Raw genomic sequence first — 15085 nt, 5'->3', positions numbered from 1 at the left:
GGGGCCGGGCTCGTTGCAGCTATAGCGCGTAGATGCTCCAGGACGCCGTATGTTCTGCGCCGGGTTCAAGCCGGACCAGGTCCGTGCCGCTGTTGAAGGCATCGGGTGGACACGTCATGGGCTCCGCCGCCAGGCCCAGCCGGTTGGGCAGGGGGTCGGGCTTGTCGGCGGTATGGATCTGCAGCCACTTGCAGCTTCCGTCCCATGACATACCAACACCGGGCATACCGACTCCGGTGCCCGCCGGGTCGCGCAGTGACAGCCGCGCCAGCCCGCCGTCGAACGAGAGGTCCGTGAAGGCATGATCGATCTCTGTGCTGCCGATGGTCCGGGCGGTGCGGAAATCGAAAGCGTGGCCCTCCGTGGGGGCAAGACCCACCGGCAGGAGCCTGTCAGGTGTCACCTCGAGGAACGAGTCTGCGGCGAACTCAAGCACCCATTCATCCAGTGGCGACGGACCTGCCACCAGGTACGGGTGGGGGCAGACGCCGTAGGGTGCAGCGACGTCGGCCACGTTGCGTGCGTTCACGGTGGTGCGCAGGCCCTTCCCGTCCAGCTCATATCGTGCCGAGAGCTCCAGTACGAACGGGTAGCCCTCGCTTGGTCCCACGGTGCAGGTGAGGGTGAGCGAAGCGGCGTCGGACTCCAACAGGGCCCAATCGAGCACAAAGGCGAGGCCATGCAGCGCTGTTTCCCGCTCAGGTTCGTTAACCGGCACCTGATGCTCGACGCCGTCGAAACTGTACTTGCCATCAGCGATCCTGTTGGGCCACGGCGCGGCGATGATGCCACGGTAGTCCGGGATCGGGCCGCCTTCCGGGAAGGGAACCACCAGGTCCCGGCCCTCGAACTGCAGGACACGCAACGCTGCGGCGCGGGCGGCCACAACAGCCGTGTAACCGCCGGCGGTCAGCGTGTATTCAGCGCTCACAGGCCGCCGGCCAGTTTGTAGTAGGCGGCGTTCCAGGCGAGTTCCTTCTTGAACTGCTTGATGGTGGTGTCCTCGTCAATGGTGAGAAGTTCGGTCTTTGCGATTTCGGCGAAGTCCTCGAACACGTCCAGGCCCACCTGCGTGGACAATACCGTGTGGTGCGCAGCGCCGGCAGTCAGCCACGCGGCGGCCGAGGTAGCGAAGTCGGGCTTCGGCTCCCAGAGCGCGCGGGCCACCGGAAGGTTGGGCAGCGGCTGGTCAAGGTCGACGACGTCCACCACGTTCGCGACCAAGCGGAACCGGTCGCGCATATCGGACAGCGCTACCACCACGCCGGGTCCGGCGTCGGTGTCGAAGACCATGCGGACGGGATCTTCCTTGCCGCCGATGCCCAGCGGGTGGATCTCGACGCGGGGCTTCCTGGCGGTCAGTGAAGGGCAAACCTCCAGCATGTGGGCGCCCAGGATCTTCTCCGAGCCGGGTTCCAGGTGGTAGGTGTAGTCCTCCATGAGCGAGGCGCCGCCGGGCAGCCCGCCGCCCATGACTTTGGCAGCCCGCACCAGGATGGCGGTTTTCCAGTCGCCCTCTGCGCCGAAGCCGTAGCCGTCAGCCATGAGGCGCTGGACAGCCATGCCGGGGAGCTGGCGCAGCTCGCCGAGGTCCTCGAACGAGGTGGTGAACGCTGCGGAACCGTTGGCTTCGAGGAAGCTGCGCAACCCCAGTTCGATGCGGGCGCTGTACCGCAGCGACTCGTGGCGGGCGCCGCCTGCCTTCAGCTCGTCAACCACCTCATAAAGGCGCTCATACTCCGCAACCAGGGCGTCGACGTCGGACTCTTCAGCGCCGTGGACGGCATCGGCGAGCTCGTTGACGGACCAGGTGTTGACCGAGACGCCGAAGCGCAGCTCGGCTTCGGTCTTGTCGCCTTCGGTGACGGCGACATTGCGCATGTTGTCGCCAAAGCGGGTCAGCTTCAGCGTGCGGACGGCGGCCCAGCCCGCCGAGGCGCGCTGCCAGGCGCCCACCTGGCGGGCGACCTCGGGATTGCTGACATGCCCGACGACGGTCTTCCGCGGCACGCCGAGGCGCGACTGGATGTACCCGAACTCGCGGTCGCCGTGGGCTGCCTGGTTGAGGTTCATGAAGTCGAAGTCGATGTCCGCCCAGGGGAGGTCGCGGTTGGCCTGGGTGTGCAGGTGCAGCAACGGCTTGCGGAGTGCGTCCAGGCCCTGGATCCACATCTTGGCAGGGCTGAAGGTGTGCATCCAGGCGGTCACGCCGATCACGGAGTCATTCGAGTTTGCTTCCAGTGCGATGCGGCGAATGGCATCGCTGTCCGTGAGGACCGGCTTCCAGACAAGCTTCACGGGGACATCGCCGGCAGCGTTCAGGACGTTGGCAATCTCCTGCGACTGCGCGGCGACCTGCTTGAGGACGTCCTCACCGTAGAGGTGCTGGCTGCCGGTGAGGAACCAGACCTCGTACCGGTCAAGCGATGTGGAGTTGGCGGAGGCGTTGTTGGCGGTGGGCATTTTCGTGGGCTCCTGGGTGGCTTTGACGTAAGCGGTGGGCTTGTTGGCTGGGCCGCCTCAGCGGCCGTAAACGTTCTGGTAGCGGTCGTACAGGGACTCGATCTTGGCCTGGTCAATGGGCAGGGGCTCCCCGAGCTGGCGCGAAATGTGGACGGTCCTGGCCACTTCCTCGCACATCACAGCGGCTTTGACGGCCTCGCGGGCGGATTTGCCGATGGTGAACGGGCCATGGTTCTGCATCAGCACTGCCGGTGAGTTGGAGTTCTTCAGCGTCTCAACGATGCCCTGGCCGATGGAGTCGTCGCCGATCAGCGCGAACGGTCCGACAGGGATCGGTCCGCCGAATTCATCGCCCATCATGGTGAGCACACAAGGGATTTCCTCACCCCTGGCGGCCCAGGCCGTGGCATAGGTGGAGTGGGTGTGCACCACGCCGCCGACCTCGGGCATGTGCCGGTAAACGTAGGCGTGCGCAGCGGTATCCGAGGACGGTGAAAGGTCCGGGTTGCCCCAGTCAACTGTCCCGCCGCTGCCGGTGTTCATGCCCCGGACGGGCGTGCCGAAAAGATCGGTGACCACCATGAGCTCCGGCCTGAGGTCATCGTAGGAAACGCCCGACGGCTTGATGACCATCAGGTCGTGCCCGGGGATGCGGCCGGAGACGTTGCCGGCGGTCCAGACCACCAGTTCGTAGCGGGTCAGTTCGGCATGGAGCCCGCAGACTTCCTCGCGGACTTTGGCGATGGTGTCAAGGAGGTTGCTCATGCGGACACCCGCTCTGCAGCGTCGGAGGAGGAGTTCGACGCCGGTTCGGCCACCTCACCGGTGCCCTGCGCCTGGCGTTGGATCGCCTTGAGACGGTGCATGACGTTGTTGCTTCCCCGGCCGAAGTAGTCGTGGAGGGTCTTGTACTCCTGGAAGAGCACCTCGTACGCGGCGACGTTCTCCGGGATGGGCGTGTAGACAGCGCCGGGAGCGGCGGCCATGTAAGCGGCTGCTTCGCGGATGTCCTTGTACTTGCCGGCTGCCACTGCCGCGTGGATTGCTGAGCCAAGCGCTGGACCCTGTTCGGATCCGATGGTGGAGAGCTGCAGGCCAGTGATGTCGGCGTAGACCTGCATCAGGAATTTGTTCTTCAAGAGGCCGCCGGCCACGATGAACTCCTTGACCGGCACACCGGAATCGCGGAAGGCGTCCACGATGGTCCTTGTGCCGAAAGCGGTGGCCTCCAGCAAGGCCCGGTAGCTGTCCTCCGGCTTGGTGGCCAGGGTCTGGCCCACCACCACGCCGGAAAGCTCATGGTCCACCAGCACGGAGCGGTTTCCCGAGTGCCAGTCCAGGGCGATCAGGCCGTGCTCGCCGATGGCCTGCTTCTCTGCCAACTCAGTGAGGTACTCGTGGATCCCCAGGCCTTTCTCTGCTGCGGCCTGGTGGTACTCGGGGGGAACACCGTTCTTGGTGAACCAGCCAAAGATGTCGCCGACTCCGGATTGGCCTGCCTCGTATCCCCACAGTCCGTCCACGATGCCGCCGTCAACCACGCCACACATGCCGGGGACCTCGCGCAGCACGTCGCCGTTCATCACGTGGCAGGTCGAGGTGCCCATGATGGCGACGAGCTGGCCGGGTTCAACGGCGTTGGCAGCCGGGGCGCTGACGTGGGCGTCCACATTGCCCACGGCCACCGCGATTCCTGCCGGCAGCCCGGTCCATCCCGCGGCTTCTTCGGTGAGGTAGCCCGCGGCATCTCCCAAGCGACCGATGGTGTGCTCCAGTTTGCTGCTGACAAAGTCCTTGAAGTCGGGGTTCAGCGCTGCCAGGAAATCTTCGGAGGGGTACTTGCCGTCCTGGAAGATGCCCTTGTATCCGGCGGTGCAGGCGTTACGGACGTAGTTGCCGCAGAGCTGCCAGACGATCCAGTCGGCCGCCTCCACCCAGTGGTCCATGGCGCCGTAGACATCGGGGTCTTCCTCAAGGAGCTGCAGGCCCTTGGCGAATTCCCACTCGGAGGAGATCAGGCCGCCGTAACGCGGAAGCCAGGCCTCGCCACGCTCTTCGGCGAGTTCGTTGATGCGGTCCGCTTGCGGCTGCGCGGCGTGGTGCCGCCACAATTTCACGAACGCGTGGGGGCGGTCCGCGAAGCGTTCCAGTTCGTTCAGCGGGGTGCCGTCCGTCGTCGTCGGAACCATGGTGCAGGCGGTGAAGTCAGTGGCTATGCCCACCACGTTGTCCGGGTTGATGCCGGCATCGGCGACGGCGGCCGGTACGGCGTTGCGCAGGACGTCGCGGTAGTCGTTGGGGACCTGGAGAGCCCAGTCGGCGGGCAGGCGGCGGCCGCTGCCGGGGAGCTTTTCCGTCACGACGGCGTGCGGGTATTCGAACACGCCGTTTCCGAGCTCGGCGCCATCCGATACGCGCACCACAACGGCGCGGCCGGACAGGGTGCCGTAGTCCACACCGATGACGAACTGCTCATCGAGCGGACGGTTTTCAGAGGTATTCATGGGGGTCTCCATCCGGCTGGCCAGGGCCTCATTGCCGGGGGTCGGGGTGGAAAGTGAAGAAGGTCTGATGCAATTGTTAGCGCTCACAACATTGATGTCAAGAGCAAGCCAAAGCGGGGACCGTTAAGTGCGCTTTGGGTCTTCAGGAGAGGGGCCGGCTGGCCCTGTCTGCGCTAGTTGCGGAGTGCAGCCGTGGTGGACCGGACCACGAGGCGGGGAGCTACCGTAGCTGCCATTCCGGTGGATCCGCCTTCGATGCGATCCAGCAGCAGATCAATGCATCGTTGGCCGAGCTCTTCGAAATCCTGGGCAACGGTGGTCAGCGGCGGGATGAAATAGGCCGACTCCGGTTGGTCATCAAAGCCCACCACGCTGATGTCATCCGGTACCCGTACGCCGGTTTCGTTGAAGGCGCGGAGCACGCCGAGCGCCATCTGGTCATTGGCTACGAAGAGGGCCGTCATGGAACGGTCGGCGGAGATCTTCAGGCCTTCCCTGTACCCGCATTCGGCGCTCCAATCGCCCTCGATCAGTGCGGCGGGCTCAAGTCCTGCCTGGGCCAGTGCATCCTGCCAGCCCTCGATGCGCGCTGCAGCGTCAATCCAGTCCACCGGCCCGGACAAGTGGCCGATCTCCTGGTGTCCAAGTTCCAGCAGGTGTTGAACGGCCAGCTGTGCCCCTTGGCGCTGGTCAACGGTTGCCCCACTGAGGTGCTCGTCCCCGATCGACCCCACGGCCACCAGTGGGACTTGGGCGGTGATGTCCCGGAGGACGTCGAACGTGCCGGGGTGGGGGACCGTCACCACGATGCCATCCACGCCTTGGTCCATGAAATGCGCAATGGCGTCCTTGATGGTCTCCGGTGTGACTTCCCGCAAACCGGCCACGCTGACGAAATAGCCGGCGTCCCTTGCCGCCTGCTGCACGCCTAGGAGGGTGTGGGACGGCCCGTACTGCGCCAGCTCGCTGCCCAGTACTCCAATGGTTTGGGACCGCCGGGTCACCAGGCTGCGGGCTGCCGTGTTGCGCCGGTAGCCGAGCTCGGTGATGGCTTGCTCCACGCGTTCGCGCGTCTTGGAACTCACATTCGGGTGGTTGTTCAGGACGCGGGAGACGGTCTGGTGGGAAACCCCGGCCACGCGGGCGACGTCCTCCATGACAGGCGGGCGGGCTGATGCAGATTGTTCAGAGCTCACCCTGTCACGATAGAGCACCGGCAACCGTGATCAGCCGATGGCAGCCTTGGTGGCGTAATGGCGGTACCTTTCCAGTAAGGGGGCCACGCCAGCACTATCGCCGCGGTTCACGGTCAGGCCGTCCAAGGGCCATTCGGGCAGCTGGCCCGTGAGGACACCCGCGGCTTGCCGCGCAGCGCCGTCGGCCACGTATTCACCGGGCCGGGGAACGAACACGGGCAGGCCGAAGGCCGAGGCCGCAACCTGTTGGACGGCTTCGGATTGGGCGCCGCCGCCTACAAGGATGATGCGCCGGGCCTCAACGCCCTGGGCCTGAAGTGCGGACAGGCCGTCAGCCAATGAACCGATAACGCCTTCCACCGCAGCCCGGGCAAGGTTGGCGGGCTTGTAATTGGACAGGGTGAGGCCGTGGAGCGAACCGGTAGCGTCAGGAAGGTTTGGAGTCCGTTCGCCCTCGAAATAGGGGATGAGCGTCAATCCGTCGGCGCCCTCCGGGGCGGACAGTGCAAGTTCGCCGAGCTCTGTCAGGCTCACGCCCAGCAGCGCCGCCGTGGCATCGAAGATCCGCGTGGCATTGAGCGTGCAGGCCAGCGGAAGGAAGTTCCCTGTGGCGTCGGCGAAGCCGGCCACCAATCCGCTGGCATCCTGGGACGGGACATCCGAAACCGCGAAGACAGTGCCGGATGTTCCGATCGAAATAACAACATCCCCGACGGCGGCGCTCACGCCGAGTCCCGCCGCCGCGTTGTCGCCGGCTCCCGGACCAATCAGGGCGCCGGACGGGGTCTTGCCGGCCGCCTCCAGCGGGCCGACCACCCCTGGCAGGATTGGCAGATGCCCCAGGGTGCTCTCCAGGACCTCCGGAAGATACCCGCCGTTGGTTGCGGAGTAATACCCGGTGCCCGATGCATCGGAGCGATCGGTGCGCAGGAGTTCCAAGGATTCCGGTCCCGTTCCCGGACCATGACCGGCCAGGCGCCAGGACAGCCAGTCGTGGGGAAGGCACACCGCAGCCGTCCGCCGGGCATTTTCGGGTTCGTTCCGTGCCAGCCAACGCAGCTTGGTGGCGGTCAGGGATGCCACCGGAACTGTCCCCGTGCTGCTCGCCCAGTACGCGGATCCGGCAACGGGATCACCCTGTCCGGCGTCGAGAATCAGCTCCTCGGCATCCCGCGCGGAGCGGGTATCGTTCCACAACAGTGCGGGACGGACCACCTCTCCGGTTTCGTCCAGACACACCATGCCGTGCTGCTGTCCGCCAACGGAGACGGCATCGACGTCGTCCAGGCCGCCCGCCGCCGCGATGGCTTCCTGCAGGGCTGTCCACCAATGATCCGGGTGGACCTCGGTGCCGTCAGGGTGGGAAGCCCGGCCCTGGCGGACCAGGGCGCCGGTGGCTGAGTCCCGGATGACCACTTTGCAGGACTGGGTGGAGCTGTCGATCCCGGCTACGAGAGGCATGCGTTGTTCCTTTGGCGAACCGCGCCGGGCTTGCCCAGGAAATCCTGGAACAAGCCCGGCGGCGGGGTTGCGGTGGGTTGGAGAGGTTTAGCGGGCGCCGAGGAGGTGCTCGATGGCCAGCTGGTTGAGGCGGACGAAAGCGAACGAGCGTTCGGCGGCTTTGTCGGCGTCGAACGTGTCGAATGCGCTGGCGTCAGCAAGCAGGTCCGCAGTGCTTTCGCCGGCGCCCAGCGTGCTTTCGCCGAGTTCGAACACGCCCGAGGTTGTCAGTGCTTCCTGGACTTCGGGATCTGCGCGGAAGGCCAGTGCGCGTTCCTTCAGCAGCAGGTACATGGACATGTTGGACTTGGCCGATTCCCAGACACCGTCGTAGCCGTCGGTGCGGGAAGGCTTGTAGTCGAAGTGGCGGGGGCCGGTGTACTTCGGTCCGCCGTTGGGGAAGCCGTTCTCCAGGAGATCGACGGTGAAGAACGCGCTGGTGAGATCGCCGTGTCCGAAGACGAGGTCCTGGTCGTACTTGATGCCGCGCTGGCCGTTGAGGTCGATGTGGAAGAGCTTGTCAGCCCACAGTGCCTGGGCGATGCCGTGGGTGAAGTTCAGCCCGGCCATCTGCTCGTGGCCCGTTTCCGGGTTGAGGCCCACGATGTCGCCGTGTTCCAGCTGCGCGATGAACGCCAGGCCGTGGCCGACGGTGGGGAGGAAGATGTCACCGCGGGGTTCGTTCGGCTTCGGTTCCAGGGCGATCCGCAGGCCGTAACCCTTCTCCTTGATGTACCCGGCGGCGGTATCCACGCCTTCCTTCATGCGGTCAAGCGCTGCGGAGAGGTCCTTGGAACCGTCATATTCGCTGCCTTCGCGGCCGCCCCACATCACGAAGGTCTCTGCGCCAAGTTCAGCGGCGAGGTCGATGTTGCGGAGGATCTTGCTCAGGGCGAAGCGACGGATGGAGCGGTCGTTGGAGGTGAAGCCGCCGTCCTTGAAGACCGGGTGGCTGAAGAGGTTGGTGGTAACCATGGGCGTCTTCAGGCCGGTCTCGGCCAGGGCTGCCTTGAAGTTCTTAAGGATGAGATCGCGCTCGGAGGCGCTCGCATCGAAAGGAATGAGGTCGTTGTCGTGGAAAGTGATGCCGTAGGCGCCGAGTTCGCTGAGCTTGTGAACGGCTTCCACGGGATCCAGAGCCTGGCGGGTTGCCACGCCGAAGGGATCGGCGCCGGTCCAACCGACGGTCCAGAGGCCGAAGGTGAACTTGTCTGCAGGGGTGGGCTGCGGGGTCATGATTGCTCCTTTGCAAGGCAATGGGAATGAGGTGGAAAAAGACATTCCAATTAGTTTTCAATCTGAACTATATGGGCCATGATGGATCATGGTCAATGGAAGTCCACAAGAATTTTTGAATCTGCGAGGAGGTCCCTGCTGATGAATGAGCCAACCGCGCCCGGACGCGTGGGTGACGTCCGCCGTCGAAACCTCTCATTGGTGCTGGATTCGATCGCCAAAACCGTCGACACCAAGCCCAGCCGCGCGCAGCTCGCCGCCGGCACCGGGCTCACCAAGGCCGCGGTATCCAGCCTGGTGGCCGACCTCGTGGAGTCCGGCTTGGTATCCGAGGTAGGTCTGTACCGCGACGGGGAGCGGGGGCGGCCCGGCCAGGGCCTGGAGCTTAACTCCCGACGCGGCGTTGTGGGCATGGAGATCAACGTTGATTACCTTGCCGTGGGCCTGGTGGACCTTGCCGGAAACCTTCGTTTCCATTCGGCCGTCGAGTCCCGGAACCGCGGGATGCCGCCAGCGCAGGTCATGAAACAGCTTGCAGGCTTGGCTGCCGAAGCGAAGGCCGCGGCGGCGGCAGAGGACATTGCCATCCTGGGCGGTGGCCTGGCCGTGCCCGGGCTGGTGAACGGGAAGGGCGATACAGTGCTGTCCGCCCCCAACCTTCATTGGGAGGACGAGCAGCTGCATCCGCAATCGCTGCTGGAGGGTGCGCCGCTTGGCGTCAGGCTGTCCAACGAGGCCAACAGTGCTGCCCTCGGTGAGCTTTGGTATGGCGGCGGGCGGCCCGACTTCCTCTACGTTTCAGGTGAGGTGGGCGTCGGTGGCGGCATCATCATCGGATCTGAGCTGTATACGGGCCCAGGTGGGTCTGCCGGCGAGCTGGGCCATATCGTGGTGCATCCGGAAGGCCCTCACTGCTCCTGTGGCGGGTGGGGTTGTCTGGAGACGTTCGCGGGCCAGGAGGCTATATTCGAGGCCGCGGGCGTCGCCGAAGGCACACTGGGCGAGCGGACCGGGCTGCTGCTGGCGGCTCTGGCTGCGCAGGAACCCGCGGCCGCAAAGGCGGTTCACGACGCCGGTCGCTCCCTGGGCGTCGCCCTCGCCTCGGCCTCGAGGTTGATGGACATTGAAGCTGTGGTCCTTGGCGGGCATTTCGCCGTACTGGGGGAGTGGATCCGGCCGTCACTGCTGGAAAGCCTGGAGCGCTACGCGCCGGGGTTGCTGGCTCCGGAGAACCTGACAGTCTCCCGTTTGGAGCACTCCGGGACACTCCTTGGGGCCGCGGGCCAAGTTATCCGCTCTGTCATAGAGTCACCTTTCGAGTTCCTGCTGGCGAGCAAACTGGCCTGAATCGCCGCTAAGTCCGGCGGGGTTCTTCCATAGCAATCATCAGTATGCTTACTATTGATGGGTCAGCTGTTCGCGCAAACTACCCACGGACGAGTGCCCCATGACCACACAAGACTCAGCCCACACCAGCACCAGCAAAGCGAGGACCGCGCCCTCTCCGGAAGACTCGCGGAAGCCGGACAGTCCCAACGACCTCGCCAAGCCCACGTGGACCTACATCGCCAAGCGCACTCTGCGGGAGTTCAGCAAGGACCAGTGCCCGGACGCGGCTGCCGGCCTGACCTACTACGCTGTGCTCTCCCTCTTCCCCGCGCTCCTGGCGTTGGTTTCCCTGCTGGGGCTCTTTGGCGATGCCGGCAAGACCACCTCGGCCATTCTTGATATCGTCCAGCAATTCGCGCCGGGTCCGGGTGTCGACGCCATGCGCCAGCCCATTGAGGAGCTCACCCGCTCCAACGCAGCAGGTTTCGCCCTGGTCTTCGGCATCCTGGTGGCCCTCTGGTCCGCCTCCGGATACACCACGGCCTTCAGCCGGGCAATGAACCGCGTCTATGAAGTGGACGAAGGCCGCGGTTTCGTGAAGTTGCGCGGCACCATGCTCGCCGTCACCATCGTGGCTGTGTTGGGCGCTGCGCTGGTGGCTGCCATGCTAGTCCTCAGCGGCCCGGTGGCGGAGGCCATCGGTGGGGCAATCGGCTTGTCCGAGGCTTTCCTGACCGTGTGGAACATTGCCAAGTGGCCCGTACTCATCGTGATCGTGGTGGCCATCATTGCTGTCCTCTACTACTTCACCCCCAACGTCAAGCAACCCAAGTTCCGCTGGATGAGCATGGGTTCGCTCATCGCGCTGGTCATTTTCGCCCTGGCATCGCTGGGCTTCGGTTTCTACGTGGCCAACTTCAGCAACTACAACAAGACCTACGGCGCCTTGGCCGGCGTCATCATCATGCTGCTGTGGCTGTGGATCCTGAACATGTCGTTGCTGTTCGGTGCCGAGTTCGATGCCGAAATGGAACGCGGGCGCCAACTCCAAGGCGGCATTGAAGCAGAGGAAAGCCTCCAGCTGCCTCCGCGTGATACCAAGCGCAGCGACAAGCAGCAGGAAAAGGAAGAGGAAGTGGTGCGACGCGGCGAGGAGCTCCGCGAAACCCACGGCGATGACGCCAGGAAAGACAAATAGTGGGAGCGACCATGACCCCGGGCAAGGACAAGAAGCTCAAGGCCGTCAAGAGCGGCGACCGCTTGCGGATCGGCGGTGAAGTCTTCCAGGTCAGCACAGTGGAACCGCAGGAGGATTCGCCGAACATCAGGCTCGAACTGCAAGGGCACGACGGCGGTTCGGTCACCTTGATCGGGTTGCGGAAGACCCGCGTGGAAACCGGTTGAGGGATCGGGCTTTTTCCGCCGGCCTTCACCACCCTGCCGTGCAAAAAAGCGGGCCCCTGCCGTGACCTTGGCAGGAGCCCGCTCGTTTTTGGAGTGGTCCTCCCGCGGAGCTTAGGGCATCCGCGGGAGGATCACGTGGTTACGCGTAGGGGAGGACGAGCTCCGCGTAGCGCTGCTTCATGGTTTCCAGGGTGATGTCCCCATCGGCATCCCAGATTTCCTGGTTGAAGATCTCAACTTCGATGTCGCCCTTGTAGCCGGCGTCCCTGACCCAGGTGCCGATGGTGGCGAAGTCGATGACGCCGTCGCCCATCATGCCGCGGGACAACAGCGCATCCGCAGCGATCGGCAGGTTGAAGTCGCACACCTGGTAAGAGGCGATGCGGCTTTCGCGCCCGGCGCGGTCGATCTGCGCCTTCAGTTCCGGATCCCACCAGACGTGGAAGGTGTCGACGGCGACGCCGACCGCTTTCGCGTCGTACGGCGCGGCGAGGTCCAGTGCCTGGCCAAGGGTGGAGATGAGTGCGCGGTCAGCGGCGTACATCGGGTGCAGGGGTTCCAGTACCAACCGGACACCGTTTTCGGAGGCGAAAGGAACCAGTTCCTCAAGGCGGTCGGCGACGCGCTGGCGGGCAGCGACGACGTCTTTCTCGCCGGGAGCGAGTCCGCCAACCACCAGGAACAACTCCTGGGTGTCCAGGGCAACGGCCTCCCGGACGGCCTCGAAGTTGTCAGCGAGTGCGGCTGCCTGGCCCTCTGGGTCGGCGGCGGTCAGGAAGCCACCCCGGCACAACGAGGACACCCGGAGGCCGGCGTCCTTGATGAGCTTGGCAGCCTTGTCCAAGCCAGCCTCGGCCACGCGGTCACGCCACGGACCGATCGCGGGGATGCCGGCGCGGGCGCAACCATCCACAGCTTCGGCCAGGGTCCACTTCTTGGTGGTTGCACTGTTCAGGGATAGTCGTGAGAAGTCGCTCATGCGCCCACCCCGTTGATCCGCAGGAAGTCGGACATCCGGAATGCCGCCAGCGAGGGGTCCTTCAACAGCCCCGCCTGGTCGGCCAGTTCGAAGGTCTTGGCCAGATGCAGGACGGAACGGCCCGAGTGCAGGCCGCCGACCATCTGGAAGCCGGGCTGCTTGCCGTTGAGCCACGACATGAAGGCGATGCCTGTCTTGTAGTAGAACGTCGGTGCGCTGAAGATGTGCTTCCCGAGCTCACGGGTGGAGTCCAGGATCGCGCGCCCTTCAGCACCTTGGCCGGCGTCGTACTTCTGCAAGGCGACTGAAGCGGCAGGGTAGATGGCCGCGAAGATGCCCAGCAGGGCGTCCGAATGGTGCGTCTGGTCGCCGTCGATCAGTTCCGGGTAGTTGAAGTCGTCGCCGGTGTACAAGCGCACACCGGAAGGCAGGGCGGCGCGGAGGGCGACTTCGTGGGAAGCGTCCAGCAGCGAAACCTTGACGCCGTCAACCTTGTCCGAGTGCTCGCGGATCAGGCTGAGGAACGTCTCGGTGGCAACAGAGACGTCGTCGGAACCCCAGTAACCGGCCAATGCGGGATCGAACATGGTGCCGAGCCAGTGCAGGATGACCGGCTGATCGACTTCCTGGAGCAGCGTCGAGTAGACGTGCAGGTAGTCGTCGGCGCCGTTGGCGACCTTGGCCAGCGCGCGGGACGCCATGAGGATGACCTTGGGGCCGGCTTCACTGACGACGGCGATCTGCTCGCGGTAGGCGTCGATGACGGCCTGGATTCCTGCTGCGCCTTCGGGGAGTGCAGCGATGTCCAGCTGGTCGGTGCCCGCACCGCAGGAGACGAGGTCGCGGACGGACTTGCCGGCGATGGCTGCGTCACCGGCTGCCACCACGGAAGCGGCCTCGGCGCCCGTGCGCTTGATGAGCTGCTGGGTTGCGGCCCAGTCGAGGCCCATGCCGCGCTGCGCGGTGTCCATGGCATCGGCGACGCCCAAGCCGTAGCTCCACAGCTCGTGGCGGTAAGCCAGTGTGGCATCCCAGTCGAGCTGCGCCGGAGCGCCGGGGGTGTTGTCTGCAGCTACCTCGGGGATGACGTGCGCTGCGGCGTAGGCGCGGCGGGCAGCCAACGGTGCGGTCGGCTTGACCCACGCCGTGGCGGGCTGGAGGCGGTACTCGCGGGTTCCGCCGTCGTCAGTGGGAAGAATCAGTGACGTCATTAGAGGGTGATCTCCGGGATGTCGATGGTGCGGCGCTCAGCCGAGGACTGCAGGCCGAGCTCGGCAAGCTGCACGCCGCGGGCGGCGGAGAGCAATCCGAAACGGTGCTCGCGGCCCGCGACGACGTCGCGCAGGAATTCTTCCCACTGCAGCTTGAAGCCGTTGTCCAGCTCAGCGTTGGCGGGGACTTCCTGCCATTGGCTGCGGAACGATTCGGTGACGGGAAGGTCCGGGTTCCAGACGGGCTTGGGGGTGTGGGCGCGCTGCTGCGCAACGCACTTGTTCAAACCGGCGACGGCGGAACCGTGCGTACCGTCGATCTGGAACTCCACCAGTTCGTCGCGGTAGACGCGGACGGCCCAGGACGAGTTGATCTGTCCGATGACGTCGTCGCCACCCGGGGTTTCGAGCTCGAAGATGCCGTAGGAAGCGTCGTCAGCGGTTGCCTTGTATTCCTTGCCGGCTTCGTCCCAGCGGGCGGGGATGTGCGTGGCGGTCTTGGCGTTGACGCTCTTGACCTTGCCGATGATGCCTTCAAGGACGTAGTTCCAGTGGCAGAACATGTCCGTGGTCATTCCACCGCCGTCCTCCTTGCGGTAGTTCCAGGACGGACGCTGGGCAGCCTGCACGTCGCCTTCGAAGACCCAGTAGCCGAATTCGCCCCGGATGGAGAGGATACGGCCGAAGAAGCCTTCATCGACCAAGCGGCGGAGCTTCACCAGGCCGGGGAGGTACAGCTTGTCGTGAACGACGCCGGCGGTGACTCCGGCTTCCTTGCCGATCTGTGCAAGTTCGATGGCTTCCTGGAGGGTTTCGGCCGTGGGCTTCTCGGTGAAGATGTGCTTGCCGGCGCGCATGGCCTTCTTCAGGGTGGCGGCGCGGAGGCTGGTCATTGAGGCGTCGAAAACGATGTCAACGGTGGGATCGGCGATCACGGCGTCAAGGTCGGTGGACCACTCGGAAACCTTGTGGAGTTCGGCCAGCTCGCGGATCTTGGCCTCGTTGCGGCCTACCAGGATGGGCTCGACCTGGACTTTGGTGCCGTCCTCCAGGGTGAAGCCGCCTGCGTCACGGATGGGGAGGATGGAGCGCAGCAGGTGCTGGCGGTAGCCCATGCGTCCAGTGATGCCGTTCATGGCGATGCGGATCGTCTTTGTTTCGAAACCCATGTTTTCTCCAGTGCCTTGTGTGCCGGTCGCTGTGTGGAAGCCGGTGCTTGCTCGATATGATGGGAAAGCGCATTCCCGTTGCCATCGATCATGC

The 15085-nt window shown here is 65.0% G+C and carries 13 protein-coding genes; 3 read left to right on the top strand and 10 right to left on the bottom strand.

What is annotated here, in order from left to right; translation table 11 throughout:
• Positions 1–19: 19 nt before the first annotated feature.
• From JMY29_RS17895 to xylA, 7 genes are all read right to left on the bottom strand, one after another.
• Positions 20–931 carry an aldose 1-epimerase family protein gene (locus tag JMY29_RS17895; protein ID WP_189076318.1) on the bottom strand — a complete coding sequence of 304 codons (912 nt, stop codon included), beginning with the start codon at positions 929–931 and terminating at the stop codon, positions 20–22.
• Positions 928–2463, bottom strand: coding sequence for an L-arabinose isomerase (gene araA / locus JMY29_RS17890; RefSeq protein ID WP_189076317.1), 1536 nt, complete (start codon positions 2461–2463; stop codon positions 928–930). Before araA ends, JMY29_RS17895 begins: the two co-directional genes overlap by 4 nt.
• Before the next feature lie 57 nt (positions 2464–2520).
• The gene (locus JMY29_RS17885) at positions 2521–3228 is read right to left on the bottom strand and encodes an L-ribulose-5-phosphate 4-epimerase (RefSeq protein WP_018778151.1); all 708 of its coding nucleotides are present in this window, start codon (positions 3226–3228) and stop codon (positions 2521–2523) included.
• On the bottom strand, positions 3225–4967 hold the full coding sequence (gene araB / locus JMY29_RS17880) for a ribulokinase (protein WP_189076316.1): 1743 nt from the start codon (positions 4965–4967) through the stop codon (positions 3225–3227). The genes JMY29_RS17885 and araB overlap by 4 nt, the downstream gene beginning before the upstream one ends.
• A 173-nt stretch (positions 4968–5140) precedes the next feature.
• Entirely contained in the window at positions 5141–6124 is a 984-nt protein-coding gene (locus JMY29_RS17875) for a LacI family DNA-binding transcriptional regulator (protein WP_189076342.1), read from the bottom strand.
• A 69-nt stretch (positions 6125–6193) separates the two neighbouring features.
• Positions 6194–7624 carry a xylulokinase gene (locus tag JMY29_RS17870; protein WP_189076315.1) on the bottom strand — a complete coding sequence of 477 codons (1431 nt, stop codon included), beginning with the start codon at positions 7622–7624 and terminating at the stop codon, positions 6194–6196.
• An 87-nt stretch (positions 7625–7711) separates the two neighbouring features.
• Positions 7712–8899, bottom strand: a complete 1188-nt coding sequence (xylA, locus tag JMY29_RS17865; RefSeq protein ID WP_018778155.1) for a xylose isomerase — start codon at positions 8897–8899, stop codon at positions 7712–7714.
• Between the two features lie 141 nt (positions 8900–9040).
• On the opposite strand from xylA, the gene JMY29_RS17860 reads away from it, so the two are divergent.
• The 3 genes from JMY29_RS17860 to JMY29_RS17850 all read left to right on the top strand — a co-directional run bounded on the left by JMY29_RS17860 (position 9041) and on the right by JMY29_RS17850 (position 11632).
• Positions 9041–10246 (top strand): ROK family transcriptional regulator, encoded by a 1206-nt coding sequence (locus JMY29_RS17860; RefSeq protein ID WP_189076314.1) that lies wholly within the window; start codon positions 9041–9043, stop codon positions 10244–10246.
• 100 nt (positions 10247–10346) lie between these two features.
• Entirely contained in the window at positions 10347–11426 is a 1080-nt protein-coding gene (locus tag JMY29_RS17855; protein WP_018778157.1) for a YihY/virulence factor BrkB family protein, read from the top strand.
• Between the two features lie 11 nt (positions 11427–11437).
• Entirely contained in the window at positions 11438–11632 is a 195-nt protein-coding gene (locus tag JMY29_RS17850; protein WP_035733800.1) for a hypothetical protein, read from the top strand.
• A 139-nt stretch (positions 11633–11771) separates the two neighbouring features.
• Here JMY29_RS17850 and JMY29_RS17845 read toward each other — a convergent pair whose 3' ends face one another.
• The 3 genes from JMY29_RS17845 to JMY29_RS17835 are packed head-to-tail and all read right to left on the bottom strand — an operon-like array spanning position 11772 to position 14991.
• The gene (locus JMY29_RS17845) at positions 11772–12611 is read right to left on the bottom strand and encodes a sugar phosphate isomerase/epimerase family protein (RefSeq protein ID WP_064722472.1); all 840 of its coding nucleotides are present in this window, start codon (positions 12609–12611) and stop codon (positions 11772–11774) included.
• Positions 12608–13822 carry a dihydrodipicolinate synthase family protein gene (locus JMY29_RS17840; protein ID WP_018778160.1) on the bottom strand — a complete coding sequence of 405 codons (1215 nt, stop codon included), beginning with the start codon at positions 13820–13822 and terminating at the stop codon, positions 12608–12610. The genes JMY29_RS17845 and JMY29_RS17840 overlap by 4 nt, the downstream gene beginning before the upstream one ends.
• Entirely contained in the window at positions 13822–14991 is a 1170-nt protein-coding gene (locus tag JMY29_RS17835) for a Gfo/Idh/MocA family protein (protein WP_189076313.1), read from the bottom strand. The genes JMY29_RS17840 and JMY29_RS17835 overlap by 1 nt, the downstream gene beginning before the upstream one ends.
• Between the last annotated feature and the right edge of the window lie 94 nt (positions 14992–15085).

Source organism: Paenarthrobacter nicotinovorans (genome assembly GCF_021919345.1).
In the GTDB taxonomy this organism is placed as follows: domain Bacteria; phylum Actinomycetota; class Actinomycetes; order Actinomycetales; family Micrococcaceae; genus Arthrobacter; species Arthrobacter nicotinovorans.
Note: the sequence above shows the minus strand (reverse complement) of the source record. Positions and strands in the feature narration are given on the sequence as shown.